This is a genomic window from Enterobacter cloacae complex sp. 2024EL-00711, assembly GCF_047529885.1.
GTDB lineage: Bacteria > Pseudomonadota > Gammaproteobacteria > Enterobacterales > Enterobacteriaceae > Enterobacter > Enterobacter ludwigii.
The window spans coordinates 714,325-739,887 of sequence record NZ_JBLIZC010000001.1; the positions used below are offsets into that span (position 1 = coordinate 714,325).

Annotated in this window: 21 protein-coding genes and 1 other RNA gene; 15 read left to right on the forward strand and 7 right to left on the reverse strand. The window is 56.9% G+C overall.

Annotated elements, in window-relative coordinates; all coding sequences use genetic code 11:
- The first annotated feature begins 326 nt into the window (after window positions 1-326).
- Window positions 327-986 carry a winged helix-turn-helix transcriptional regulator gene (locus tag ACMVME_RS03515; RefSeq protein WP_025204381.1) on the forward strand — a complete coding sequence of 220 codons (660 nt, stop codon included), beginning with the start codon at window positions 327-329 and terminating at the stop codon, window positions 984-986.
- A 67-nt stretch (window positions 987-1,053) separates the two neighbouring features.
- On the forward strand, window positions 1,054-1,683 hold the full coding sequence (locus tag ACMVME_RS03520) for a helix-turn-helix domain-containing protein (RefSeq protein WP_047357321.1): 630 nt from the start codon (window positions 1,054-1,056) through the stop codon (window positions 1,681-1,683).
- Between the two features lie 50 nt (window positions 1,684-1,733).
- Here the strand turns inward: ACMVME_RS03520 and ACMVME_RS03525 are convergent, their stop codons facing one another.
- From ACMVME_RS03525 to ACMVME_RS03535, 3 genes are all read right to left on the reverse strand, one after another.
- Window positions 1,734-1,928, reverse strand: a complete 195-nt coding sequence (locus ACMVME_RS03525; protein ID WP_003857766.1) for a YdiH family protein — start codon at window positions 1,926-1,928, stop codon at window positions 1,734-1,736.
- Window positions 1,929-2,013: 85 nt separating this feature from the next.
- Entirely contained in the window at window positions 2,014-2,424 is a 411-nt protein-coding gene (menI, locus tag ACMVME_RS03530) for a 1,4-dihydroxy-2-naphthoyl-CoA hydrolase (RefSeq protein WP_020884381.1), read from the reverse strand.
- Entirely contained in the window at window positions 2,421-5,477 is a 3,057-nt protein-coding gene (locus tag ACMVME_RS03535) for an FAD-binding and (Fe-S)-binding domain-containing protein (RefSeq protein WP_251858850.1), read from the reverse strand. Before ACMVME_RS03535 ends, menI begins: the two co-directional genes overlap by 4 nt.
- Window positions 5,478-5,674: 197 nt before the next feature.
- Here ACMVME_RS03535 and ydiK point away from each other — a divergent pair, with 197 nt between their 5' ends.
- Both ydiK and rprA read left to right on the forward strand, forming a co-directional pair.
- Entirely contained in the window at window positions 5,675-6,790 is a 1,116-nt protein-coding gene (gene ydiK / locus ACMVME_RS03540; RefSeq protein ID WP_020884383.1) for an AI-2E family transporter YdiK, read from the forward strand.
- 208 nt (window positions 6,791-6,998) lie between these two features.
- An RNA gene (gene rprA / locus ACMVME_RS03545) (antisense sRNA RprA) lies at window positions 6,999-7,106 on the forward strand.
- A 5-nt stretch (window positions 7,107-7,111) separates the two neighbouring features.
- Here rprA and ACMVME_RS03550 read toward each other — a convergent pair.
- The 3 genes from ACMVME_RS03550 to ppsA all read right to left on the reverse strand — a co-directional run bounded on the left by ACMVME_RS03550 (window position 7,112) and on the right by ppsA (window position 13,502).
- On the reverse strand, window positions 7,112-9,487 hold the full coding sequence (locus ACMVME_RS03550) for a glycoside hydrolase family 3 N-terminal domain-containing protein (RefSeq protein WP_228175595.1): 2,376 nt from the start codon (window positions 9,485-9,487) through the stop codon (window positions 7,112-7,114).
- 3 nt (window positions 9,488-9,490) lie between these two features.
- Window positions 9,491-10,891: an MFS transporter gene (locus ACMVME_RS03555; RefSeq protein ID WP_020884385.1), complete on the reverse strand. Its 1,401-nt coding sequence runs from the start codon at window positions 10,889-10,891 to the stop codon at window positions 9,491-9,493.
- 232 nt (window positions 10,892-11,123) lie between these two features.
- A complete protein-coding gene (gene ppsA, locus ACMVME_RS03560) occupies window positions 11,124-13,502 on the reverse strand; it encodes a phosphoenolpyruvate synthase (RefSeq protein ID WP_020884386.1) in 2,379 nt (792 codons plus the stop codon).
- Between the two features lie 335 nt (window positions 13,503-13,837).
- Between ppsA and ppsR the strand changes: the two genes are divergently transcribed.
- The 8 genes from ppsR (at window position 13,838) to ACMVME_RS03600 (ending at window position 21,943) form a co-directional block, all read left to right on the forward strand.
- Entirely contained in the window at window positions 13,838-14,671 is an 834-nt protein-coding gene (gene ppsR / locus ACMVME_RS03565) for a posphoenolpyruvate synthetase regulatory kinase/phosphorylase PpsR (protein WP_020884387.1), read from the forward strand.
- 152 nt (window positions 14,672-14,823) lie between these two features.
- Window positions 14,824-15,870 carry a 3-deoxy-7-phosphoheptulonate synthase AroH gene (gene aroH / locus ACMVME_RS03570; protein ID WP_025204385.1) on the forward strand — a complete coding sequence of 349 codons (1,047 nt, stop codon included), beginning with the start codon at window positions 14,824-14,826 and terminating at the stop codon, window positions 15,868-15,870.
- A gap of 164 nt (window positions 15,871-16,034) precedes the next feature.
- Complete coding sequence (hemP, locus tag ACMVME_RS03575) at window positions 16,035-16,223, forward strand: hemin uptake protein HemP (protein WP_020884389.1); 189 nt, start codon at window positions 16,035-16,037, stop codon at window positions 16,221-16,223.
- A gap of 76 nt (window positions 16,224-16,299) precedes the next feature.
- The gene (locus ACMVME_RS03580; RefSeq protein WP_040017272.1) at window positions 16,300-18,285 is read left to right on the forward strand and encodes a TonB-dependent hemoglobin/transferrin/lactoferrin family receptor; all 1,986 of its coding nucleotides are present in this window, start codon (window positions 16,300-16,302) and stop codon (window positions 18,283-18,285) included.
- Between the two features lie 47 nt (window positions 18,286-18,332).
- The gene (locus ACMVME_RS03585; RefSeq protein WP_251858848.1) at window positions 18,333-19,361 is read left to right on the forward strand and encodes a hemin-degrading factor; all 1,029 of its coding nucleotides are present in this window, start codon (window positions 18,333-18,335) and stop codon (window positions 19,359-19,361) included.
- The gene (locus ACMVME_RS03590; RefSeq protein WP_050736668.1) at window positions 19,358-20,179 is read left to right on the forward strand and encodes a heme/hemin ABC transporter substrate-binding protein; all 822 of its coding nucleotides are present in this window, start codon (window positions 19,358-19,360) and stop codon (window positions 20,177-20,179) included. The genes ACMVME_RS03585 and ACMVME_RS03590 overlap by 4 nt, the downstream gene beginning before the upstream one ends.
- Complete coding sequence (locus ACMVME_RS03595; protein WP_113656688.1) at window positions 20,179-21,171, forward strand: FecCD family ABC transporter permease; 993 nt, start codon at window positions 20,179-20,181, stop codon at window positions 21,169-21,171. The genes ACMVME_RS03590 and ACMVME_RS03595 overlap by 1 nt, the downstream gene beginning before the upstream one ends.
- Window positions 21,164-21,943: a heme ABC transporter ATP-binding protein gene (locus ACMVME_RS03600; RefSeq protein WP_251858847.1), complete on the forward strand. Its 780-nt coding sequence runs from the start codon at window positions 21,164-21,166 to the stop codon at window positions 21,941-21,943. Before ACMVME_RS03595 ends, ACMVME_RS03600 begins: the two co-directional genes overlap by 8 nt.
- Here the strand turns inward: ACMVME_RS03600 and ACMVME_RS03605 are convergent.
- Window positions 21,910-22,833 carry a LysR family transcriptional regulator gene (locus tag ACMVME_RS03605; RefSeq protein ID WP_020884395.1) on the reverse strand — a complete coding sequence of 308 codons (924 nt, stop codon included), beginning with the start codon at window positions 22,831-22,833 and terminating at the stop codon, window positions 21,910-21,912. The two genes, ACMVME_RS03600 and ACMVME_RS03605, sit on opposite strands and share 34 nt — an antisense overlap.
- 140 nt (window positions 22,834-22,973) lie before the next feature.
- Here ACMVME_RS03605 and ACMVME_RS03610 point away from each other — a divergent pair, with 140 nt between their 5' ends.
- The 3 genes from ACMVME_RS03610 to ACMVME_RS03620 are packed head-to-tail and all read left to right on the forward strand — an operon-like array spanning window position 22,974 to window position 25,531.
- On the forward strand, window positions 22,974-23,681 hold the full coding sequence (locus tag ACMVME_RS03610; RefSeq protein ID WP_032677981.1) for a CoA transferase subunit A: 708 nt from the start codon (window positions 22,974-22,976) through the stop codon (window positions 23,679-23,681).
- Window positions 23,682-23,683: 2 nt separating this feature from the next.
- Complete coding sequence (locus tag ACMVME_RS03615) at window positions 23,684-24,340, forward strand: CoA transferase subunit B (RefSeq protein ID WP_251858846.1); 657 nt, start codon at window positions 23,684-23,686, stop codon at window positions 24,338-24,340.
- Between the two features lie 9 nt (window positions 24,341-24,349).
- Window positions 24,350-25,531, forward strand: a complete 1,182-nt coding sequence (locus ACMVME_RS03620) for an acetyl-CoA C-acetyltransferase (RefSeq protein ID WP_251858845.1) — start codon at window positions 24,350-24,352, stop codon at window positions 25,529-25,531.
- Window positions 25,532-25,563 lie beyond the last annotated feature (32 nt).

Sequence of the window (25,563 nt, forward strand, 5' to 3'; positions counted from 1 at the left end):
CATTAAACGTCTGAAGACGCATATGACTTGCTGTCGATGAAATAAAATTTATACAACTCCGTTGACGTCGACAATCATTTTCGGAGTCTTTCCGTAGACCCGTAATTAACAAAAATAAAACATTGTAAATAAGGAATACCTTATGCATATAACAGGCAGTCTATTAATAGACCGGAGTGTTAAGATCATTAAATTCAAAATGTTAGTCAGGATAATATTGAAAGTCTACTTTTAGACCTGTGCTGCATATTCCCGTAGTCGCTGTTTTTTAAGATAATTCTCTACGCCGGTCACCCATGATCGCAATGAAAGCAGTGGAGCACCTTATGAACACGCGAATGACAGCGGTCCTCACCGATGTAAAATCTACCGTACTGGATTTAAAGCCGTATGCCCATATTGATAAGTTAATCAGTACTGTGCTGCCTTTTACGGAAAGGCATATTCTCGCGAAAGGCGAAATTATTCAGTATCACAATAATGATGTTCGCCTCTGTTTTTTGCTGTTACACGGCAGCGTTGCGCTGCATCGTCGTGGCGATGGTATTGTTTTAAACTCAGAGTCCTCGCCTTTTATTCTGGGTGTCAGCAGCCAGTTCTCCTCTGAACATCTGTACGTCAGAGCGCTTGAAACCTCCGAAATAGCGCATGTCTCTCTGGATAATTTTAATAAGATCGTGGCGGAAAAAAACTTATGGGAACACTTTTCAAAGCTACTCATCTATACCGCCTCCCGGGTATACGAGCACTGCGCGCAAATATCGCAGATGTCAGCCTATGACATTATCCGGTTTCAGCTGGTCGAACTGATGCAGGAGCCAGATGCCGTACGGAAAAACATCACGGCGGCAGCGTATATCAAGAGTCGAACCTACCTTTCACGCAGTGGGATTATGCGTATTCTCGCGGAACTGCGTACCGGAAAGTACATCACGATGGAGCGTGGCGTGCTGCTGGAAATCCGTCATTTACCACGTAAATACTGATTGGCCTCGTGTTTACAATAAGGAGTAACGCTATAATCAGGGGGGTTATCGCTACGGGTTATAGGTTATGTCCTCTACTGAAAAAACGCATCGTGGTTCTCCTTACGCGCGAGAACTGATTTCATTCCTGCAACCCTACTGTACCACGCGCAATGTCGCTCCCGGCGAACAGCTGGATCTCCAGGTGAATGGCCAGAGCGTGTGCTATTTGATCCTCGAAGGCACCGTTGCTATCTACCGCAGAAGCGACAACATGATGCTCACCACCGCACGTAGCCCGGCGCTTTTTGGCCTCGCCAATCTGACAGACATCTACTTCAATGATTATCTTAAAACCGTGACCCCCTGCCTGACGGGTATGCTTACCACCGCTCAGGTAGAAGCCGTTATCAAAGAGAATGGGTTATGGGGGTTGTTGTCTAAGCACCTGATGTTTGTTTATAACCGGCTATACAATAATGTGATGCCTCAGGGCGCGCCCACGGCCTATGAGATGATTCGCCAGCAATTGATAAAGCTGATGGATGAAGATGAGAGTTATCGCAACGCCATCACCGCAGAGCGGTATATTCGCGAAAAAACCCAGCTGTCGCGCAGCGGGGTGATGCGTATTCTGGCGGATTTGAAAACAGGCGGGTTCATTGAGATAGAAGAAGGCAGGCTCGTTAAAATCAATAAACTGCCTGCCCGGTACTGAACGTCAGATAAAAAAAAGACCGCTGACGCGGCCTTTTTTTACTGTCACGATCAATGGACGTGAACGCCCAACCGCCAGGCAAAGTAGATCTCTTCTTTAAGCTCATTTGAAGAGAGCGCCAGCAAATCTGTGAACTCCAGTTCAAGCTGTTTCAGCTTTTTCAGGTACTGCGCCGGAGACAAGTTGCTTTTATCACGACGTAAATATTCAATTGCCAGCTGTGTTGGGGTTATTTCAGTATCCATGATGTCCTCGCTTATGTACAAAACCTGACCAGTATATCACAAGAGGCTGGCTAGTTTTTGACCAAAGGCAAAACATCTGAAAACTTTACACGACCGCCGTCGTCAGTCGCGACGAGCAGCAGAGCCGATCCTGCTCGTCAAGAATGTCAATCTGCCACACCTGATGGCGGCTACCGGCGTGTAGCGCGCGACAAACGCCGCGCACCCGTCCACTTCGCACCGAGCGAATATGGTTCGCGTTCACCTCCAGCCCGACGACCTTTTGCTCCCCTTCGGTGCAAAGATAACCCGCCACGGACCCCAGGGTTTCGGCCAGCACGACGGATGCGCCGCCATGCAATAAACCAAACGGCTGATGCGTGCGATGATCGACAGGCATCGTGGCCTCCAGTTCATCCTCGCCAATACGCGTGAACTGAATGTCCAGCAGCCCTACCATATTCCCCTCGCCCATGGCATTCAGCGCCTGCAGCGTCACGGCTCGTTTCCAGATCATCCAATTATCTCCAGTAAGGCCTGTAATGGGTGACGCACCCCGTTCCCTTCAACCCGTTTCACCTGGCTTCGGCAGGAGTAGCCCGTGGCCAGACAGCGGTTCCTCGGTAAACGCTGCATCGCCTGATGCCACGACAACTCATAGATACCGAGCGAGTTCGCGTGGTTTTTCACTTCGTGCCCGTAGGTACCTGCCATGCCGCAGCAGCCCACGTTGACGCTCTCAAGCTTCGCGCCGAAGCGGGCAAAGATGGACGCCCACTGCGCGGGTGCGCCCGGCAGTGCCGTCACTTCCGTGCAGTGGCCGAACAGATACCACGATTCACCGCTCACATCCTTCACGGTCGCCTGTTGCAGCGCCGCCGGCAGCCACTCGTGCACCAGCATGACGTGGAAATCACCGCGTTGCTCCCCCAGCGTCTGCTTATACTCATCGCGGTAGCAGAGCACCAGCGCCGGATCGACACCGACCATCGGCATCCCTAGCTGCGCCACCCGGTTGAGGAAGTCAGCGGTTTTCCGCGCCGTTTTCGCAAAACGGGTAAGGAAACCTTTAATGTGCTGCGCTTTGCCGTTTGGTGAGAACGGCAGTACCACCGGCTGATAGCCCAGTTTTTCTACCAAACGGATAAAATCGGCTACCACCTTGGCATCGTAGTAGCTGGTAAACGGATCCTGCACCACCAGCACCACATTGGCTTTCTGCTCAGGGGTCAGCGCCTCAAGCTGCTCCAGCGTCATGTTCGCCGAGCGGTGCCCCACGAGCTGACGCTGTAGCGAAGGGACTGACAGCAGCGGCAGGTCCACCATCCCGATATGTTTTTCGGAAAGCTTTCGCACCAGCGGCTGATTGATGAAGAAGTTAAAAGTCTTCGGCGCACGCGCCATCAGCGGGGCATAGCTCTCCACCGTCGCCACCAGATGGTCACGCATTGGACGCAGATAGCGGGTATGGTAAAGCTGCAGGAAGCGTGAGCGAAACTCCGGCACATCAATCTTGATCGGACACTGGGTTGAGCAGGCTTTACAGGCCAGGCAGCCGGACATGGCCTCCTTCACCTCGTGGGAGAAATCATACTCGCCTTTGTTCGCATGCCAGCTGTTGCGGGTACGTTCAATCAGCGAGCGTAGACTGGCGCGTTTTTCCGGTAATTCCTGTTCCAGCTTCAGCGGATCAACCCCGCGGTCGGCCAGCAGACGCAGCCATTCGCGGACCAGCGTTGCGCGGCCTTTGGGCGAGTGAATACGGTTACTGGTAATTTTCATCGACGGGCACATTGGGCTTTTCACGTCGAAGTTGAAACACAGACCGTTACCGTTACACTCCATTGCACCGCGCCAGGAGGCGCGCACCGCAATCGGGATTTGTCTGTCATAGGTGCCGCGCTTGACGGCGTCCACCTGCAGCATTGGGGCATCGACGCCCTCTGGCGGGCAAATTTTACCCGGGTTGAGACGGTTATCCGGATCGAATGCCGCTTTGACCTTACGCAGTTCAGCGTAGAGCGCTTCACCGAAGAACGCCGGGCTGTACTCCGCGCGGAACCCTTTCCCGTGTTCTCCCCAGAGCAGACCGCCATATTTCGCGGTCAACGCCACCACATCGTCGGAGATCTGCTTCATCAGGATCTCCTGCTGCGGATCGCACATGTCCAGCGCCGGACGCACGTGCAGCACCCCGGCATCCACGTGGCCGAACATGCCATAGCTCAGACCGTGGCTGTCCAGCAGGGCGCGGAACTCAACGATGTAATCCGCCAGATGCTCAGGCGGGACGCAGGTGTCTTCAGCAAAGGGAATCGGTTTGGCAGCCCCCTTCGCGTTGCCCAGCAGCCCCACCGCTTTTTTACGCATCGCGTAAATACGCTCAATGCCGGAGAGTTCGCTGCAAAGCTGCCAGCCAATCACCCCACCTTCGCCTGCTGCAATGAGTTCGTCCAGCCGCTGACAGAGCGTGGTGACCTGGCTTTCAATCAGCGCTTCGTCATCGCCGGCAAATTCAACGATGTTGAGACCCAACATCTCTTTATCAGGTACATCGGTGATAAGCTCACTCACCGAGTGCCAGACGATGTCTTCCCGAGCCAGATTAAGCACTTTGGAGTCGACGGTTTCCACCGACAGCGCCCGCGCGTCAACCATAAAGGGCGCATTTCGCAGGGCAGAATCGAAGGAATTGTATTTAACGTTCACCAGCCGACGCACTTTCGGCAGCGGCGTAATATCCAGCCGTGCCTCGGTAATAAATGCCAGCGTCCCTTCGGAGCCGGTCAGCACGCGGGTTAAATCAAACTGCGTCAGGTCATCGTTAAAGACATGACGCAGATCGTAGCCGGTTAAGAAGCGGTTCAGTTTAGGGAATTTGTCGAGGATCAGCTGGCGGTTATCGCGACAGCGCTCAAGCACGGTGCGGTAAATCCACCCGTTGGCCGTGTTGTCTTTACCCAGCGTTTCCGCCAGTTCGACCGGCATCGGCTGGGTATCCAGGATATCGCCGCCCAGCAGCACCGCGCGCACGCCAAGAACGTGATCGGAGGTTTTACCGTAGACCAGCGACCCCTGCCCGGAGGCATCGGTGTTAATCATCCCACCGATTGTCGCACGGTTGCTGGTAGAGAGCTCGGGGGCAAAGAAGTAACCATAAGGCTTGAGGTACTGGTTAAGCTGATCTTTGATGACGCCCGCTTCGACACGCACCCATCCTTCTTCGGGATTGATCTCAATGATGCGGTTCATATAGCGCGACATATCAATGATGATGCCCTGGTTCAGCGCCTGACCATTGGTGCCGGTGCCGCCGCCGCGTGGCGTGAACACCAGCGAGGTAAATCGCTCCTGCGTTGCCAGTCGCGCAATAAGCGCCACATCGGCCGTTGAACGGGGAAACACGACTGCATCGGGAAGAAGCTGGTAGATACTGTTGTCGGTCGCCATTGTCAGCCTGTCGGCATAATGTGTGGCGGTATCCCCTGTAAAACCCTGTTGCTCCAGTGCCTGCAAAAAATTAAGCACCAGCTGAACGACGCCAGGTGCCTGAGAAATCTGTGGGATCATTACTGTCGACCCTAATTAGAGGTGTGAAATCGTTTGCGTGTATCGTAAAAGTTTTATCACATTTTTTTCTTATACGCTCTGCAGAATTACAGGCAGAATTCGCCTGTCAAAAATCGCTGAAATCATTAATGATTAGAGAATCGCGGTTTTCCGTTCCCGCCAGCCACGCTGGTGTTCAATTAAGGAAAGTTTCATTTATGGTCAATCTTCGCCAGCCCAGGGATGTTGCGCAAATTTTGCTGTCGGTGCTGTTCCTGGCCCTCATGATTATTGCGTGTTTGTGGATCGTTCAACCCTTCATTCTCGGCTTCGCCTGGGCTGCAACCGTTGTGGTTGCCACCTGGCCTTTACTGTTACGGTTACAGAAACTGCTCTTCGGACGTCGTGGGCTGGCGGTCCTGGTGATGACGTTGCTGTTGTTCCTGCTGTTCATTATTCCCGTTGCGTTGCTGGTCAACAGCCTTGTCGACTCCAGCGGCCCGGTGATTCGCGCCGTGACCAGTGGCGATCTGACGCCGCCGGATCTCGCCTGGCTTAACAGCATTCCGGTTGTTGGCGCAAAACTTTACAGCGGCTGGCATGGCCTGCTGGAGATGGGTGGCAGCGCGCTGATGGCGAAAGTGCGCCCGTATATTGGCACCACCACCACCTGGTTTGTGGGTCAGGCGGCGCACATTGGCCGCTTTATGATGCACTGTACGCTGATGCTGGTCTTTAGCGCCCTGCTGTACTGGCGCGGTGAGCAGGTGGCTTTAGGCGTGCGTCATTTTGCCACTCGCCTGGCGGGTAAACGGGGTGATGCCGCGGTTCTGCTGGCGGCGCAGGCCGTGCGCGCGGTTGCGCTTGGCGTCGTGGTAACGGCGCTGGTTCAGGCGGTGCTGGGCGGTATTGGTCTTGCGATTTCTGGCGTGCCGTACGCCACCGTCTTCACCGTGGTCATGCTGATGACCTGCCTTGCGCAACTGGGTCCGTTGCTGGTGCTGGTACCCAGCATTATCTGGCTGTACTGGACCGGTGATACCACGTGGGGCACCGTTCTGCTGGTCTGGAGCTGCGTGGTCGGCACCATGGATAACGTTATTCGTCCCATCCTTATTCGCATGGGCGCAGACCTGCCGCTGATCCTTATTCTCTCAGGCGTAATTGGTGGATTGATTGCCTTTGGGATGATTGGTCTGTTTATTGGTCCGGTGCTTCTGGCCGTGACCTGGCGTCTGTTCTCCGCCTGGGTGCACGAAATCCCGCCTCCGGGAACGGACCCGGACGTGATTTTGAGCGAACTGGAAGAGCTGGAAGATAAGAACAAGCAGTAATGGACAGGCCGGGTAACGCAGTCGCGTACCCGGCCTACATATTCCCCTTTAATACTTAAACGTTGCTAAAGTATTTATTCGTTGCGCACTGGTCAGACCCGCTATTACGGCTCTAAGTCCCCTATTAACCTCAAGAAATCTTTACGTCTCTTTAACTATTGAGACGAATCTGATCGACGCTAAAAGCTGACATGCCTACTATTAGGACACGGTTATAAATCAACACCTTGATTTATAAGCATGGAAATCCCCTGAGTGAAACAACGAATTGCTGTGTGTAGTCTTTGCCCATCTCCCACGATGGGCTTTTTTTTATCCTGATTACGCGCGGCTGACGTCACAGGTGCTAAGCATCCGCCATTCCGTTGACAATACACGGGTTTCCCCGGTCACATTGACCGTCACCACCTCGCGAATATCCGCCGACGATGCACCAATCTGCAGCTCAAATTCACCCGGCTCAACGATCCGTTTGCCGTCACGACGGGTAAAGTTGAACATCTCAACGGGCAACGTAAAGGTGAGCGTGGCGGTTTCACCCGGTGAGAGCGTGACGCGCTGGAACGCCTTCAACTCCTGCAGTGGCCGCACCTGCGTGGCGACGTTATCCCGGACATAGACCTGTACCACCTCGCTGCCGCTGCGCTCACCGGTATTGGTGATATCCAGGCTTACGACCACCTCGCCGTCGATCGGAACGCGGGGTTCAGCCACGCGCGCCGTTCCCCAGCTAAACTGCGTCCAGCCGAGACCGAAGCCAAAGGGATAGCGGGAGCCAAAATGGAAAGCGAACGGTGTGCCGCCACTTTTGAGCTTGTGGTTGTAGTAATAGGGCATTGCTCCCGCGCTTTTCGGCACGCTGACCACCAGACGTCCCTGCGGTTCAGCGCGGCCCGTTAATACATCCGCAATCGCCCAGCCGCCCTCCTGCCCTGGCGCCCAGGCCATCATCAGCGCGGCGACGTTATCTTCCAGCCCCTGAAGGTTGTAAGGCCTCCCGCCGGTCATGACCACGATAACCGGCTTGCCGGTGGCCACCAGCGCAGCCAGCAATTGTTGCTGTACGCCCGGCAAATCCAGAGAGTCGGTATCAGAGCCCTCTCCGACGGTTCCGCTCTGGAACAGCCCGGCGAGATCGCCAACGCAGGCCACCACCACGTCACTCTCCTGTGCGGCTTTTACGGCTTCAGGGATCAGGTCGGTACGCTGCGAGACCGGAGATTGCTGCATGGGTTTACCGCCGCTGTCACCCGGAAACACCGGCGCACCCGCCATCCGTTTTTCGATAATGTGACAGCCTTTGGCATAACGTACCCGCGAGGCCCCCAGATACTGCTCAAGCGCCGCGCGCGGTGTCGTGACCTGCGAGGTCTCTTCCACCATGTCGCTAATAATTAAGTGCACCGGAAAACTGTAACCGCTGAGGAGCGCCAGCGGATCGTCTGCCGTTGGCCCGACGACCGCCACGCGAGGGTTGCCGCCGAGGGGCAAAATGCCGTTATTCTCAAGCAGCGTCAGCGAACGGGTCGCCACTTCCCTTGCAACCTGACGCGTTGCCTCATTTTGCAAATCGATGCCCTGTTCATCGGCATACGGTTTTTCAAACAAGCCAAGACGGAATTTTTCGGTCAGGACGCGTGCCACTATTTCATCGACTTTCGCCATGGAAATCAGTCCGCGCTCAACGGCGAGTGCCAGATGACGCGCGCAATCATCTTTTGGCAATTCGACATCCAGCCCGGCATTGAAGGCCAGCGCTGCAGATTCGGCGGCATCGTGCGAGATGCCATGATGCTGGTGCAGCAGGCTCACGCCGCCATAGTCCGCAACGATGATCCCATCGAACCCCCACTGCTCACGCAGCACGGTTGTCATCAGGAAGTGGTCGCTGTGTCCGGGCTGGTTATCGATATCGTGATAGGCAGGCATCACCGAACCGGCATTGGCCAGCTTCACCGCCATCTCAAACGGCAGCAGGAAGGTGTCGTTCAGTTCGCTAAAGCCAAGATGCACCGGCGCGTGGTTCCGTGCCCCTTCGCTGAAGGAGTGGCCCACATAATGTTTGAGCGTTGCCAGAAGATCGCGCTTATCGCCCTGCAAACCCTTCACGTATGCCGTAGCCATCACCCCCACCAGCCACGGGTCTTCTCCGAAGGTCTCTTCGGTGCGTCCCCAGCGAACGTCGCGAGAGACATCCAGCACCGGGGCCAGCCCCTGCTGGCAGCCAACAGAGCGTGCTTCTTTGCCAATCTGTTCTGCCGCACGCTGCACCAGCTGCGGATTCCAGGTCGAACCGTAGTTCAGCGACGACGGGAACAGCGTGGCATCTTTGCACAACAGCCCCACCAGGCACTCTTCATGGAACAGCGCCGGAATACCGAGGCGCGTCTCTTCCATCATCATGCGCTGCAGGCGGTTAGCGGCACGCACGCCTGTTTTCGCATCAACAATATGGGTGCCCAGTGGACGCGTAATCTGTCCCACCCCCAGTTTCAGCCGTTCGCTAAGCGCAGCCTGTTCGCTCACGCCCGCGAATTCATCACTCAGATCGCTGCGTTCGCGGTGGTTACCGTTTTCATCGAGGATCAACCAGTAGGCATGCATCTGGGCGAACTTCTCTTCCGGGGTCATGCGTGCCAGTAGGTCGGCGACGCGTTCATGCACGGGACGTCCCGCGTCCTTATAAATCGCAGTCATGTGTTACTCCTGTATTGCGGAATGGGTGGCCGGGGTGAGTTGTCCTGTCTCGTCTCGCACCTCGCGTTTGCTGGCCAGCTCGCGGGCGATGGAATTGACGAGCTTGCTGTTGAGTTTGTAAATGGTCAGCAGCGCGACCATACAGAGGAACAGCACGCAGGGGATGAGGGTGAAGAGCGCATTAATGGTAGAGAGCACGTGCGGTGCCTGGGTTGCCTGACCGGGCGCATAATCCACCATCCCGAGAACCCAACCGACCACCGCCCCGCCCAGCGCCAGACCAAATTTGATGGCAAACAGCGCGGTAGAAAAGACCAGACCATCCAGACGACGGCCGCTGCGATGCTCCTCATAATCGACCACATCAGAGAACATGGTCCACTGCAGCGGCGTGGTCAGGTTCTGAATAAAGCTAAAGATAATGTTGAGGCCAAAAATCAGCCAGATCTGCGAAGGCGGCAGGAAGAAAATCAGCGCGCCAAAAATCACGAAGGAAATAATGGTCCACTGATAGGCGCGGACGCGGTCAAATTTCCCCAACAGACGTTCAGATAATAATGCCCCCGTTAAGGACGCCACCATCCCGGAAACAATAAAGGCAAATACCAGCTCCGGGCGCAGAAGCACATATTTCACGTAATACATGGTGGCAGAACCACGCGTCACCACTGCGGTTAACAGCAAAATATTAAACAAGAAAACAATTCGCCACTGGCTATTTCCGGCCAGCAGTTTTAAATCGCCGATCATCGAACCCGAGGTGTCATTGCGCGGGGAATAACGCTCGCGGGTCATCAGGAAACAGCAGAAGAAGAGAATAATACCCAGCAGGCCCATCATGCTCATGGCATAGAAATAGCCTTTCTGAACGTTGCCCTGGCCTAACAGCGAGACCAGCGGTAAGGCGATCACCGTCACAATCAACCCGCCGATGAACGACAGGCCGAAGCGCCAGGACTGCAGCGAGTGACGCTCACGCGGATCCAGCGTCAGCGCCCCGGGCATGGCGCAATACGGGACGTTAATCGCGGAATAAATAAGGCTTAAGATGGCGTAAGTAACGCAGGCATAGACGATTTTCGCCGTCGGCCCGACGTCCGGTACATAGAAGGTGATAAGGCAGCTTACGCCAAATGGGATGGCAAACCACAGCAGCCAGGGACGAAAGCGACCGTGCCGCGTCTGGGTGCGGTCGACCAGCGCGCCGATGCAAGGGTCGACAAAAGCATCCACCACGCGCACCACTAAAAACATGGTACCCATGATGGCCGCCGGCAAACCGAAAACATCCGTATAGAAATAGGCGAGAAATAAGGTTGCCGTTTGCCAGACCAGCGCACTGGCCATATCACCTAAGCCATAACCTATTTTATCTTTGGTACGCAATACAGAGGAGATTGTCATTGTTATTTGCCTTTTTATCAGGTTAAAACGTATTTCAACCAGTTGCGCATCAGCGAGGGAAATGCGCGGTAAGGCTCAAGTATTAGCAACGCTTTGCGCGCTAACAATTGTCTAAATTAACAGACAAATTATGATATTTGGTTTTTTACTTTATTTGTGATGGGGAGCAAATAAGGCATGAAATAAAAAAAGGCGAGGAATATATCCTCGCCTTTTTCTGGTGCTGATGGCGTTACTTGTTGAGTTCGGCCAGGCTCAGCCAGGTTTGCACCACGGTGTCCGGGTTCAGAGACAAGCTGTCAATCCCCTCTTCCATCAGCCATGCGGCAAAGTCTTCATGGTCAGACGGACCCTGACCGCAAATCCCGACATATTTACCCTGTTTCTTCGCCGCACGGATGGACATCGACAGCAGCGCTTTCACCGCCTCGTTACGTTCATCAAACAGTTCAGAGACCACGCCGGAGTCACGGTCAAGACCGAGCGTCAGCTGCGTCATGTCGTTCGAGCCGATAGAGAAGCCGTCGAAGTACTCCAGGAACTGCTCAGCCAGCAGGGCGTTGGACGGAATTTCACACATCATGATAATCTTCAGCCCGTTTTCGCCGCGCTTCAGACCCTGACGTGCCAGCTCCTCCACCACCGCTTTCGCCTGATCCACGGTACGCACGAACGGGATCATGATCTCAACGTTGGTCAGTCCCATGTCGTTGCGCACGCGCTTCACGGCGTCACATTCCAGCGCGAAGCAGGCACGGAAGCTGTCAGAAACATAACGTCCGGCGCCACGGAAGCCGAGCATTGGGTTCTCTTCTTCTGGCTCGTAACGCTCACCCCCCACCAGATTCGCGTATTCGTTTGACTTAAAGTCGGACAGACGCACGATCACGCGCTTCGGATAAAACGCCGCGCCCAGCGTGGCAATCCCCTCGGTCAGACGACCGACGTAGAACTCTTTTGGCGAGTCGTAACCTTTCATCATCTCGCGGATTTCGTTCTGCAGCTTCGCGTCCTGGTCGTCAAACTCCAGCAGCGCGCGCGGGTGAACGCCAATCATACGGTTGATGATAAATTCCAGACGCGCCAGGCCAACGCCTTCGTTCGGCAGGCAGGCAAAGTCAAACGCACGATCCGGGTTACCAACGTTCATCATGATCTTCAGCGGCAGATCCGGCATGGTATCGACGCTTGAACTCTTCACGCTGAAGTCGAGAATATCGGCATACACGTAACCGGTATCACCTTCCGCACAGGAGACGGTCACTTTCTGATCGTCCTTCATGCGCTCGGTCGCGTCACCGCAACCGACAACGGCAGGGATCCCCAGCTCACGGGCGATGATTGCCGCGTGGCAGGTACGGCCACCGCGGTTGGTGACGATGGCCGCCGCTTTCTTCATGATCGGTTCCCAGTCCGGGTCGGTCATGTCGGTCACCAGCACATCGCCTGGCTGAATACGGTTCATCTCGCTGATGTCATGGATCACTTTGACAGGACCGGCACCGATGCGATGACCAATCGCGCGGCCTTCCGCCACGATTTTGCCCTGTGCGTGCAGGGTATAACGCTCCATCACCTGACCGCGGGAGCGGACAGTTTCCGGACGCGCCTGCACGATAAACAGCTTGCCGGTGTTGCCATCTTTGGCCCATTCGATATCCATCGGACGGCCGTAGTGTTTTTCGATCTGTACCGCCTGTTTCGCCAGCTCCTGCACTTCTGCATCGGTCAGGGAGAAACGGTCACGCATTTCCTGCGGTACGTCTTCAATCTTAACCTGCTTGCCATGCTCCTGCGTCGGGGCATAGATCATGCGGATTTTTTTCGAGCCCATCGTGCGGCGAACGACCGCCGGACGGTTTGCGGCCAGTGTCGGCTTATGAACGTAGAATTCGTCAGGGTTCACCGCGCCCTGTACTACCATCTCACCCAGACCCCACGCCGAGGTGATGAACACCACCTGGTCGAAGCCGGATTCGGTGTCGATGGAGAACATCACGCCGGAAGAGCCCACGTCGGAGCGCACCATGCGCTGTACGCCAGCAGAAAGCGCCACGCCGCGATGGTCATAGCCCTGGTGCACGCGGTAAGAGATGGCGCGGTCATTGAACAGGGACGCGAAGACGTGCTTCACCGCCACCAGCACGGCGTCATAACCCTGGACGTTAAGGAAGGTTTCCTGCTGTCCGGCGAATGACGCATCGGGCATATCTTCCGCGGTGGCAGAAGAACGCACGGCAAACGACGCCTGGGCATCATCCGCTGATAGCTGGTTGTAGGCTTCGTGAATGGCTTTTTCCAGTTCCGGCTGGAAAGGTGTGTCGATAATCCACTGGCGGATTTGGGCACCGGCTTTCGCAAGCTCGGTCACATCATCAATATCCGTTTTATCCAGCAGGTCATAAATGCGCTGGTTTACACCGCTCTGGTCTAAAAACAGGTTAAAGGCATCGGCGGTTGTGGCAAACCCGTTCGGTACGGAGACACCCATACCCGACAGATTTGTAATCATTTCACCCAGGGAGGCATTTTTGCCCCCAACTCTGTCTACATCATTCATGCCGAGTTGGTTATACCAAAGCACCAGCGGTGACGAGCCATTGTTGGACATCGAAACAATCCTTTTGTGATATTTGATCGGAGTAAGAAACACCTGACTACGTATTTATACTGGCATAATTATTTCCGCTAAAAAAACGGTGAATCGTGTAAGCAATTTAAATTTTCAACTTTTCGGATACTTTCCCACCATCCGCTAACCCGATGATTCCTATATATTCAGCCAAAAACCCTAAAAATAAAGTCGCTAATTGAAAAATGAAATCCACTTTTCAGGAAAATCAAAAACACCGTTTCATTTATAATTAGGATAAGTTCTTTGCTGTGTAATTTACTTTTTTAATTTATGCTTTCAGACAATTACGTACGATATTCAGGGTGGGTAAAATGGATAATGCTGTCGATCGCCACGTTTTTTATATTTCTGATGGTACGGCGATTACCGCCGAAGTGCTGGGACATGCGGTGATGTCGCAGTTCCCCGTTTCGATTAACAGCATCACGCTGCCGTTTGTGGAAAATGAGAGCCGTGCAAAGGCGGTGAAGGACCAGATTGACGCCATCTTCCAGCAGACGGGGGTCCGCCCGCTGGTCTTCTACTCCATCGTGATCCCTGAAATTCGCGCGATTATTTTGCAAAGTGAAGGGTTTTGTCAGGATATCGTCCAGGCGCTGGTGGCCCCGCTGCAGAGCGAACTGAAACTCGATCCGACGCCTATCGCTCACCGAACGCATGGGCTGAACCCCGGCAACCTGACCAAATACGATGCGCGTATCGCCGCCATTGATTACACCCTGGCGCACGACGACGGTATTTCGCTGCGTAACCTCGACCAGGCGCAGGTGATACTGCTTGGCGTCTCGCGTTGCGGGAAAACCCCGACCAGCCTTTACCTGGCGATGCAGTTCGGTATCCGCGCCGCCAACTATCCCTTTATTGCTGACGACATGGACAATCTGGTGCTGCCAGCCGCCCTTAAGCCGCTCCAGCACAAGCTGTTTGGCCTGACCATCAACCCGGAACGGCTGGCGGCAATACGTGAAGAACGCCGTGAGAACAGCCGCTACGCCTCAATGCGCCAGTGTCGAATGGAGGTTTCCGAGGTGGAAGCGCTGTACCGCAAAAACCAGATCCCGTGGCTAAACAGCACTAACTATTCGGTAGAAGAGATCGCCACCAAAATCCTCGATATCATGGGGCTCAACCGACGCATGTACTAACATGCTAGTACAATAACTCAGAATCGGGTATCATCACCACATCCTCGGCGCGCAGGCGCGCCGAACTTGAATTCAGCAGGGATTGGTTTAAGGTGATGCCCATCACTTCCCGGTAGTCTGCCGATGAAGCAAAAATTTTTCTGAGACATTTCATGAATAAAACCGATGAACTCCGCACTGCGCGCATTGACAGCCTGGTCACACCGGCTGAACTGGCACAGCGGCATCCTGTTTCCGCGGGTGTAGCGGAACATGTCACGGCATCCCGCCGTCGCATTGAAAAAATCCTTAATGGCGAAGACAAACGTCTTCTGGTGGTGATTGGCCCTTGCTCCATCCACGATCTGGATGCCGCAATGGATTACGCAAAACGGCTTCAGGGACTGCGGGACAAGTACCAGCATCGCCTTGAAATTGTCATGCGCACCTACTTTGAAAAACCGCGCACCGTCGTGGGCTGGAAAGGGCTGATTTCCGACCCGGACCTGAACGGCAGCTACCGTGTTAATTATGGTATTGAGCTGGCGCGTAAACTACTTTTGCAGGTTAATGAGCTGGGCGTACCGACGGCCACCGAGTTTCTCGATATGGTGACCGGACAGTTTATCGCCGATCTCATCAGTTGGGGCGCTATCGGCGCGCGCACCACGGAAAGTCAGATCCACCGTGAGATGGCCTCTGCCCTCTCCTGCCCGGTTGGTTTTAAAAACGGTACCGATGGCAACACGCGAATTGCCGTTGACGCGATCCGTGCATCGCGTGCCAGCCATATGTTCCTGTCGCCGGATAAGCGCGGTCAGATGACCATTTATCAGACCAGCGGCAACCCATACGGGCATATCATCATGCGTGGCGGGAAAAAGCCTAATTACCACGCGCAAGATATTGCTGCGGCGTGTGAAACGCTGGCCGAGTTCGACCTGCCGGAACACCTGGTGGTGGATTTCAGCCACGGCAATTGCCAGAAACAGCATCGCCGCCAGCTGGACGTGTGTGATGAGATCTGCCAGCAGATCGTCAGCGGTTCAACCGCCATCGCGGGCATTATGGCCGAAAGTTTTATTCGGGAAGGCACGCAAAAAATCGTAGCCGGACAGCCAATGGTTTACGGCCAGTCGATCACCGACCCGTGCCTGAGCTGGGAAGACAGCGAACTGCTGCTGGAGAAACTGGCGGCAGCGGTCGATTCACGTTTTTAGTCCTCACCTTACCCTCTCCTGCGGGAGAGGGTCTACGTTCGCGCACGGCCACATCCGCTTCTGTTTTGATCCCATCACAGTTTTTTCACAAAAACGCTTGCCGTGAATTTTCACTTTGTTGATAATGATTATCATTGTTACATTGATTGTTATTTATAAACATTATGTCACGTACGGATAACAACGCGGCAACGCCCGAAAACACACACACAGCACCTGCCCCAGCGCGCACCGATCGTCGGATCGACAGTAAAAGCCTGCTGGGGGACGAGGGACGCGTGATCATCGAGCATGACGGCCAGCTTTATCTGTTGCGCCAGACCCATGCCGGGAAGCTGATCCTCACCAAATAAATACCACAATACCTTCGCCAGCCACCCAGGTGATCCCCAGGCAGCCAGCGCTTTCGATTCTTTATGGAGAGTTGCTATGCCACACCTGCATTCCGCATTTTTGCGCCCGTCCTGTCTTGCGCTATCCATTGTCAGCGCCCTGCCGGGCGTCGCGTTTGCGGCCACAGATGACATGACCGTTATCGCCACCGGCAACGCCCGCAGCGCCTTCGAAGCCCCGATGATGGTCAGCGTGATTGACACCGCGGCCCCGGAAAACCAGACCGCCAGCTCCGCCGCCGACCTGCTGCGCTACGTCCCAGGCCTGATGCTTGACGGCACCGGGCGCACCAACGGTCAGGACGTCAACCTGCGCGGTTACGACCGTCGCGGCGTACTGGTGCTGGTGGATGGCGTGCGCCAGGGGACCGACACTGGCCACCTGAACAGCACGTTCCTCGACCCGGCTCTGATTAAACGTATCGAAGTGGTTCGCGGCCCGTCAGCCTTACTGTACGGCAGCGGCGCGCTGGGGGGCGTGATCGCGTATGAAACCGCCGATGCAAATGACCTGCTGGAACCGGGAAAAAACAGCGGCTACCGCGTGTTTGGTACGGGCGCGACGGGCGATCACAGTCTGGGCATGGGGGCCAGCGCTTACGGGCGTACCGAAACCCTGGACGGACTGGTTGCCTGGTCGAGCCGCGATCGCGGCGATCTGCGCCAGAGCGACGGTGGAACAGCGCCGAATGACGAATCCATCAACAACATGCTGGCAAAAGGCCGCTGGGCCATCGACCCGGCCCAGACCCTGAGCGGATCCCTGCGCTATTACAATAACGCGGCGCAGGAGCCAAAAAACCCGCAAACCCCCGCCGCAGACGCCAGCAGCAATCCCATGACCGATCGCTCCACCATTCAGCGAGACGCTCAGCTGGGCTATCACCTGGCTCCCCAGGGCAACGACTGGCTGAATGCCGATGCGAAACTCTACTGGTCTGAAGCGCGCATTAACGCCCAGAACATTGACGGCACCGGCGAGTTTCGCAAGCAGACCACCAAAGGTGGCAAAGTGGAAAACCGCACCCGTCTGTTCAGCGACACGTTTGCCTCACATCTTCTGACCTATGGCGGCGAATACTACCGTCAGGAGCAACATCCGGGGGGCACCACCACCGGCTTCCCGGAGGCTAAAATCGATTTCAGCTCCGGCTGGCTGCAGGACGAGATCACCCTGCGCGACCTGCCGGTCACGCTTCTCGGCGGTACCCGTTACGATAATTACCGCGGGAGCAGCGAAGGATACGACGATGTGAACGCGGACAGATGGTCCTCCCGTGCCGGACTGACCGTCAGCCCGACCGACTGGCTGATGCTGTTCGGCTCTTACGCACAGGCCTTCCGTGCGCCGACCATGGGTGAAATGTATAACGACGCCAAACACTTCTCCATCGGCCGCTTTTACACTAACTACTGGGTACCGAACCCGAACCTGCGTCCGGAAACCAATGAAACGCAGGAGTTTGGCTTCGGACTGCGCTTTGACGACGTCATGCTTGCTAACGATGCGCTGGAATTCAAGGCCAGCTACTTCGACACCAAAGCCAAAGACTACATCTCCACCAGCGTCGATTTTGCGGCTGCGACCACCATGTCCATGAACGTTCCCCACGCCAAAATCTGGGGCTGGGACGTGATGGCGAAATACACGGCCGACCTGTTCAACCTCGACGTCGCCTACAACCGCACCCGGGGAAAAGATACCGATACGGGCGAGTATATCTCCAGCATCAACCCGGATACCGTCACCAGCAAGCTGGATATCCCGGTGGCGCAAAGCGGTTTCTCCGTGGGCTGGATCGGCACCTTCGTCGATCGCTCAACCCATATCAGCAGTAGCTACAGCGAACAGCCGGGCTATGCGGTTAACGATTTCTACGTAAGCTATAAAGGCCAGGAGCAGCTCAAAGGGGTAACCACGACGCTGGTGCTGGGTAACGCGTTCGACAAGGCGTACTGGTCTCCTCAGGGCATTCCTCAGGACGGACGCAACGGTAAGATTTTTGTGAGTTACCAGTGGTAATCCCCACGCCCCGGCCTGCCGGGGCCCTTATTCGAAAGGAAGAGACAATGAATCACTATACACGCTGGCTTGCGCTGAAAGAAGAAAATCCGGGTCAATACGCACGTGACATCGCAGGCTTAATGAACATCAGCGAAGCAGAGCTGACCTTCGCCCGCGTGGGCCACGACGCCTGGCGCCTGCACGGCGACATCCGCGAAATCATCGGCGCGCTGGAAGCCGTGGGCGAGACCAAATGCATCTGTCGTAACGACTATGCAGTTCACGAGCAGGTGGGCGCGTTTACGCATCAACACCTTAGCGGCCACGCCGGGCTGGTACTGAATCCGCGGGCGCTGGATCTGCGCCTGTTTCTCAACCAGTGGGCGAGCGCGTTCCACATCAGTGAAACCACCGCCCGCGGTGAGCGGCAGAGCATTCAGTTCTTCGACCTTCAGGGCGATGCCCTGCTGAAAGTTTACACGACCGATAACACCGATATTTCTGCCTGGGGCGACCTGCTTACGCGCTTTATCTTTGCCGATAATCCGCCACTGGCGCTGAAGCATGCCGATGTCCCTGCCCACAACGAAAAGGCTGATGCCGCCCTCGTTGATCAGGAGTGGCGCACCATGACCGACGTGCATCAGTTCTTCGGCCTGCTGAAGCGCCACAATCTGAGCCGTCAGCAGGCGTTTCGTCTGGTGGGTGACGATCTGGCCTGCAGGGTAGACAACACCGCTCTGGCACAGCTGCTGGAAACGGTCCGCCTGGAGGGGAATGAAATGATGATCTTCGTCGGCAACCGCGGCTGCGTGCAGATCTTTACCGGCGTGGTGGAAAACGTCGTCCCGATGAAAGGCTGGCTCAACATCTTCAACCCAACCTTTACCCTGCATCTGCGGGATACGTCCATCGCCGAAACATGGGTGACGCGTAAACCCACCGCTGACGGGCACGTCACCAGCCTGGAGCTCTTCGCCGCCGACGGGACGCAAATCGCTCAGCTGTACGGTCAACGCAGCGAAGGTGAACCAGAGCAGCGTCAGTGGCGCAGCCAGGTCGACGCCCTGACCCGAAAAGGGCTGGCCGCATGAAAAAATGGCTCGCCCTGCTCTGCGCCCTGCCGCTGGTGACGTTCGCGGCCACACCGCAGAAAATTGTCGCCCTGGGGGGTGACGTGACTGAGATTGTTTATGCCCTTGGCGCGGGATCGTCACTGGTTGCCCGCGACAGCACCAGCCAGTGGCCGCAGGCGGCGAACGCCCTGCCCGACGTCGGCTATTTGCGCCAGCTTAACGCGGAGGGGATCTTATCCATGCGCCCGACGCTGGTGCTGGCCAGTGCTCAGGCGCAGCCCTCGCTGGCGTTAAAACAGGTCGAGGAAAGTCACGTCAGTGTCGTCACCGTTCCCGGCAGTCATGACCTGAGCGTGATTGACGACAAGGTGCGAGTCATTGCCGAAGCGACGCATCGCGAAGCACAGGGTGACGCATTGCGCGCCAGGCTGCGCCAGGCGCTGGCAGCCCTGCCCACCTCGCCACTCGACAAACGGGTACTGTTTATCCTCAACCACGGCGGGATGACCGCGATGGCTGCCGGACAACAGACCGCCGCGGATGCAGCCATTCGCGCAGCGGGTTTGCAAAACGCGATGCAGGGCTTTACCCGTTATCAGCCGCTGTCCCAGGAAGGGGTGATTGCCAGCCAGCCTGACCTTGTGGTGATTTCGCAGGATGGCGTCAAGGCATTGGGCGGCGAAGCGAATGTGTGGACACTTCCCGGCCTGGCGCAAACGCCGGCGGGACGGAACAGGCAGGTGCTGGCTATCGACGATATGGCACTGCTGGGCTTTAGCGTGCGCACGCCGCAGGCCATACAGCAATTGCGCACCCGGGCGGAGCAACTGCCCTGATGTCCCGACGGATCGCATTGTCGCTGTGGATGCTGGCCGCCATCCTGACGATCATGACGCTGGCGGCTTCCGGGGCTGGCGCACTGCATCTGCCGGTCAGTCTGCTGTGGCGCGGCAGTGATGAAACCCTGCGTCAGATCTGGCTGACCATTCGTCTCCCCCGGGTCCTGCTGGCGCTGGTCACCGGCGGCTCGCTGGCACTGGCAGGCTGCGTAATGCAGGGGCTTTTTCGTAATCCGCTGGCGGATCCGGGACTGCTTGGGATCAGCAGCGGCGCGGCGCTGGCCGTGGCGCTGTGGGTGGTTATTCCCCTCTCGCTCCCCGCGCTGATGATGCTTTACGCTCCCATGATCGCGGCATTTGGGGGTGCGCTGGCGGCCACTTTCGTCATTTTCGTCCTAAGCCAGCAGCGTAACAGCACACTTTCACGGCTGTTACTGGTGGGCATTGCCCTCAATGCCCTGTGCGGTGCGGCAGTCGGCGTGCTGTCATGGCTCAGCAATGATGCCCAGCTTCGCCAGCTCTCCCTCTGGGGCATGGGCAGCCTGGGCCAGGCACAGTGGTCTACGCTGCTGGCCGTCACCTCGCTGATGGTGCCAGGCGTTCTGATGATCTGGCGTCTTGCCTGCGCGCTCAATTTACTGCAGCTGGGTGAAGAAGAAGCGCACTACCTTGGCGTGGCGGTAGCAAAGGTACAGCGGATCCTGTTGCTGTGCAGCGCCTTACTGGTTGCCGCCGCGGTTGCCGTCAGCGGGGTGATTGGTTTTGTCGGTCTGGTGGTGCCGCACCTGATACGGATGTGGCTGGGATCCGATCACCGGGCCGTGATCCCCGGCTCCGTACTGGCCGGGGCGTCGCTGCTGCTGGTTGCCGATACGGTGGCGCGCACGCTGGTCGCACCGGCTGAAATGCCGGTCGGTTTACTGACCAGTCTCTTCGGCGCGCCGTGGTTCCTGTGGCTCATTTTTCGTCGTGGAGGCGCACATGGCTGAACGCTACCGCGCGGAACGTCTTGTTTATCAGGTCGGGCAACGGACGCTTATCAACGACGTGTCGCTGGCGTTATCTCCGGGGGAAATGGTGGCGTTGATTGGGCCTAACGGTGCCGGAAAATCGACGTTACTGCGCCTGCTCACGGGCTATCTCACGCCTTCAGGCGGGCAATGCAGCCTGGCGGGTACGCCGCTTGAGGCGTGGCACCCGCAAAAGCTTTCACGCCGCCGGGCAGTGATGCGCCAGAATACGCAGCTCGGGTTCGACTGGCCGGTCGACGCGGTGGTGGGTATGGGCCGCGCGCCCTGGACGCGCTACCCTGAAGCCCCGGTTGTCGAAGCCGTAATGGCGATAACGGGCTGCCTGCCCCTCGCAGACCGACACTTTTCGGCCCTCTCCGGTGGCGAGCAACAACGGATCCAGCTCGCCCGCGCCCTGGCGCAGCTCTGGCATGACGGCGGTCCGCGCGGCTGGCTGTTTCTCGATGAACCCACTTCCGCGCTGGATCTTTACCACCAGCAGCATCTGCTGCGGCTGTTGAAATCCCTGACCCGTCAGGGCGATTTTCACGTGTGCGTGGTGCTGCACGACCTCAATCTGGCAGCGCTGTGGGCGGACCGGATCCTGCTGCTGCATAACGGCACGCTGGTTTCTCAGGGCACGCCGGAAACGGTTTTACAGGCCGACGCGCTGGCCCGGTGGTATGGCGCGCAGGTATACGTTGGCCCACATCCGGTTCACGCCTCGCCGCAGGTGTTTCTCGCGCCCTGACCGGGCTGATAAAAATCTTTCAGCGTCTCGAGCAGGGCATGCGCCGCTTTTGAAAGCTGCGTGTGCCCGGGGTGGATCACGCCGATGCATTTTTCAATCGGCGGGTTATCGAGTGGAATACAGACCGCGCCTAACGAGGTCATCTGCGCCTCACACAGTGCCGGGACCGCACTGCCGCCCAGGCCGCTGGCGACCATTCTGCCCACCGTCACCAGCTGATGGCTCTCCAGCGCCACATCCAGTTTACGACCGCTGCGGGCCAGCTCCTCTTCCATCATCAGACGAACGGCCGAAGGGCGCTGCAGGGTAATGAAATCCAGCGTCAGTAGCGCCTCCCATGACAGGCGTTTTTTGGCTGCCAGAGCGGATGATTTCGGCACAATGGCGACAAATCGATCGAGACCCAGCGGCGTAAAAAGCAGATTATGGGTCGGCGCCGGTTCAAACGCGATCCCCATCTCAACCCGCCCTTCCCGCACCATTTCAATTACCTGCTCGTTGATAACATCGTGCACGGTGACGTTGATCCCGGCGTGGCGATCACGAAATGCCTTGAGCACCTCCGGCAGGACATTCGCCGCAAATGACGGCATCGCCGCGACTGAGATTTTGCCGCGCTGCAGCGTAAAGCACTGATGCATGGCCTCTTCGGCGTTATCCCAGTCCGCCAGCAGCTGCCGCGCCATCGGTAAAAAGGTCTCCCCCTCCTGCGTCAGCGCCACCTTGCGGGTGCTGCGCTGCAACAGCGGTCCCCCCAGCGCCTCCTCCAGGCCTTTAATCGTCAGGCTGAGCGCCGGCTGGGAAAGATTCAGCCGTTCACTGGCATGCGCGAAATTCAGAGTGTGAGCTACCGCTAAAAACGCGCGTAACTGTTTGACACTCATTCTCATTTTTCACCTTGTTAACTAATTGAAAAAATTTAGTTAACAGGAAATTAATAAAAAAACCAAATGAGTGGGTCACAAATTCAAAATTAACAAATGAGTCGCCGCCCCTAATGATACCGGCACGGATAACGGGAGGGATGATTATGGCGGGACTGGATAAGCGCGTCGGCAGCTATGCGCAGGCGCTGGACGGGCTGACGGACGGAATGACATTGCTGGCGGGCGGCTTCGGCCTGTGCGGCATTCCTGAGAACCTGATTGCCGAAGTCAGACGCCGTCAGGTGCAGGGGCTGACGGTGGTTTCAAACAACTGCGGCGTCGATGGTTTTGGTCTCGGGATACTCCTTGAGACGCGCCAGGTACGAAAAGTGGTGGCGTCGTACGTGGGCGAAAACGCGCTGTTCGAGCAACAGGTGTTGAGCGGCGAGCTGGAAGTGGAACTCACCCCACAGGGAACCCTGGCAGAAAAGGTTCGCGCTGGCGGAGCGGGTATTCCGGCGTTTTACACGGCCACCGGCTATGGCACCCCCGTGGCTGCTGGCAAGGAAGTTCGCCAGTTTGCCGGCAAGCATTATGTCCTCGAAGAGGCCATCACCGGCGATTTTGCGCTGATCAAGGGCTGGAAAGCGGACTGGTACGGCAACGTTATCTATCGCCATACCGCGCAAAACTTTAACCCGCTGATGGCCACCGCGGGCCGGATAACGGTAGTGGAAGTGGAAGAGATCGTCGCCCCGGGCGAACTGCCCCCGTCGGCCATTCATACCCCGGGGATCTACGTCGACAGGCTGATTGTCGGCCAGTTCGAGAAACGCATTGAACAGCGCACGCTGCGCGCAGAGGGAGTCTGAAGATGTTAACCCGTGAACAGATGGCCATGCGCGTCGCCCGAGAACTGCGCGACGGTTACTACGTCAACCTGGGGATAGGGATCCCGACCCTTGTGGCGAACTATATTCCGGCGGGAATGGACGTGATGCTCCAGTCTGAAAACGGCCTGCTGGGGATGGGAGCCTTTCCGGATGAGCAGAGCCTTGACGCCGATATGATCAACGCCGGTAAGCAGACCGTCACCGCGAGGATCGGTGCCGCCATTTTCGACTCGGCCCAGTCGTTCGCCATGATCCGGGGCGGTCATGTTGACCTGACCGTACTCGGGGCGTTCGAAGTGGATGTCGAAGGCAACATCGCCTCGTGGATGATCCCGGGCAAGATGGTGAAAGGGATGGGAGGCGCGATGGATCTGGTCGCCGGGGCGCAGAACATCATTGTGGTGATGACCCATGCCGCAAAAAACGGCGAGTCAAAACTGCTGCCGCGCTGCACGCTGCCGTTGACCGGCGCTGGCTGTATCCGTCGGGTGTTAACCGACCTTGCGTTGCTGGAGATTGAAGACGGCGCGTTCATTCTGCGGGAATACGCCCCCGGCGTCAGTATTGACGACATCGTCAGTAAAACAGCCGGGAAAATCATCGTGGCGGACGACGTGCGCGAGATGCGCTTCTACTGAGGAGTGAACATGAATGAGGTCATGATTGTCGGGGCCACGCGAACCCCTGTAGGCAGTTTTCGCGGATCGCTCTCCTCCCTTTCCGCGGTTGAACTGGGTGCCGTAGCGGTTCGTCGCCTGCTTGAGAACAGCCGGCTGTGCGCAGATCAGGTAGACGAACTGATTTTCGGTCAGGTGCTGACGGCAGGGTGTGGACAAAACCCCGCCCGTCAGACCGCTCTCACGGCCGGATTGCCCGTCAGTACGCCCGCAACAACCGTCAATCTGGTGTGCGGTGCCGGCTTAAAAGCGGTGCAGCTCGCCGCGCAGGCTATCCGCTGCGGCGATGCCGACGTGGTTATCGCTGGCGGCCAGGAGAGCATGAGCAATGCCCCTTACCTGCTGGACGGTGCGCGGTCAGGGTTGCGTTTTGGTCATACAGGGTTGCAGGACAGCATGATAACGGACGGCCTGTGGGACGCATTTAACGATTATCACATGGGCATCACCGCGGAAAACGTTGCCCGCCAGTATGGCATCTCCCGCGAGCAGCAGGACGCTTTTGCCGCCCGGTCGCAGCAAAAAGCGGCGTCGGCCATTGAGCACGGTCTGTTTGACGCGGAGATAGCTCCGGTCACGGTGAGCGAGGGTAAAAAGCCGCCGCGCCTGATCAACAGTGATGAACAACCCCGGCCGGGAACCACCGCTGAGCAACTCGCTCAGTTGCGCCCTGCCTTTCGTCGTGAAGATGGAACGGTCACGGCGGGTAATGCCTCAACCCTGAACGATGGTGCCGCTGCGGTGCTGTTGATGAGCGGTGAAAAAGCGCGGGAAAGCGGATTACCGATCCTGGGACGGGTCGTGAGTTATGCCGTGACCGGCGTTGATCCATCGGTGATGGGCATCGGGCCGGTCAGCGCCTGCCAGACGGCTCTGGCCCGGGCAGGCTGGGCGCTGGATGAGGTGGATGTCATTGAAGCGAATGAAGCCTTTGCCGCACAGGCGCTGGCCGTTGGCAAACTGCTCGGCTGGGATGAACGTAAGGTGAACGTTAACGGTGGTGCGATTGCGCTTGGCCACCCCATCGGCGCCTCTGGCTGTCGGATCCTCGTCACGCTGCTGCATGAGATGCAACGCCGCGACGCGAAAAAAGGGCTCGTCACCCTGTGTGTGGGAGGGGGGCAAGGCATTGCATTAACCCTTGCGCGCTAACCGCGCCCGGACATCTCGTTGGTACCCGAATA

Excerpts from the sequence above, each read along its gene's own strand:
- hemP (WP_020884389.1), top strand. The coding sequence starts at position 16,035 with ATGTCACGTACGGATAACAACGCGGCAACGCCCGAAAACACACACACA.
- ACMVME_RS03555 (WP_020884385.1), bottom strand. The coding sequence starts at position 10,891 with ATGACAATCTCCTCTGTATTGCGTACCAAAGATAAAATAGGTTATGGC.
- ACMVME_RS03585 (WP_251858848.1), top strand. The coding sequence starts at position 18,333 with ATGAATCACTATACACGCTGGCTTGCGCTGAAAGAAGAAAATCCGGGT.
- ACMVME_RS03605 (WP_020884395.1), bottom strand. The coding sequence starts at position 22,833 with ATGAGAATGAGTGTCAAACAGTTACGCGCGTTTTTAGCGGTAGCTCAC.
- ydiK (WP_020884383.1), top strand. The coding sequence starts at position 5,675 with ATGGTCAATCTTCGCCAGCCCAGGGATGTTGCGCAAATTTTGCTGTCG.
- ACMVME_RS03610 (WP_032677981.1), top strand. The coding sequence starts at position 22,974 with ATGGCGGGACTGGATAAGCGCGTCGGCAGCTATGCGCAGGCGCTGGAC.
- ACMVME_RS03590 (WP_050736668.1), top strand. The coding sequence starts at position 19,358 with ATGAAAAAATGGCTCGCCCTGCTCTGCGCCCTGCCGCTGGTGACGTTC.
- ACMVME_RS03580 (WP_040017272.1), top strand. The coding sequence starts at position 16,300 with ATGCCACACCTGCATTCCGCATTTTTGCGCCCGTCCTGTCTTGCGCTA.
- ppsR (WP_020884387.1), top strand. The coding sequence starts at position 13,838 with ATGGATAATGCTGTCGATCGCCACGTTTTTTATATTTCTGATGGTACG.
- ACMVME_RS03595 (WP_113656688.1), top strand. The coding sequence starts at position 20,179 with ATGTCCCGACGGATCGCATTGTCGCTGTGGATGCTGGCCGCCATCCTG.
- ACMVME_RS03520 (WP_047357321.1), top strand. The coding sequence starts at position 1,054 with ATGTCCTCTACTGAAAAAACGCATCGTGGTTCTCCTTACGCGCGAGAA.
- ppsA (WP_020884386.1), bottom strand. The coding sequence starts at position 13,502 with ATGTCCAACAATGGCTCGTCACCGCTGGTGCTTTGGTATAACCAACTC.
- ACMVME_RS03550 (WP_228175595.1), bottom strand. The coding sequence starts at position 9,487 with ATGACTGCGATTTATAAGGACGCGGGACGTCCCGTGCATGAACGCGTC.
- ACMVME_RS03600 (WP_251858847.1), top strand. The coding sequence starts at position 21,164 with ATGGCTGAACGCTACCGCGCGGAACGTCTTGTTTATCAGGTCGGGCAA.
- ACMVME_RS03515 (WP_025204381.1), top strand. The coding sequence starts at position 327 with ATGAACACGCGAATGACAGCGGTCCTCACCGATGTAAAATCTACCGTA.
- ACMVME_RS03535 (WP_251858850.1), bottom strand. The coding sequence starts at position 5,477 with ATGATCCCACAGATTTCTCAGGCACCTGGCGTCGTTCAGCTGGTGCTT.
- menI (WP_020884381.1), bottom strand. The coding sequence starts at position 2,424 with ATGATCTGGAAACGAGCCGTGACGCTGCAGGCGCTGAATGCCATGGGC.
- ACMVME_RS03615 (WP_251858846.1), top strand. The coding sequence starts at position 23,684 with ATGTTAACCCGTGAACAGATGGCCATGCGCGTCGCCCGAGAACTGCGC.
- aroH (WP_025204385.1), top strand. The coding sequence starts at position 14,824 with ATGAATAAAACCGATGAACTCCGCACTGCGCGCATTGACAGCCTGGTC.
- ACMVME_RS03525 (WP_003857766.1), bottom strand. The coding sequence starts at position 1,928 with ATGGATACTGAAATAACCCCAACACAGCTGGCAATTGAATATTTACGT.
- ACMVME_RS03620 (WP_251858845.1), top strand. The coding sequence starts at position 24,350 with ATGAATGAGGTCATGATTGTCGGGGCCACGCGAACCCCTGTAGGCAGT.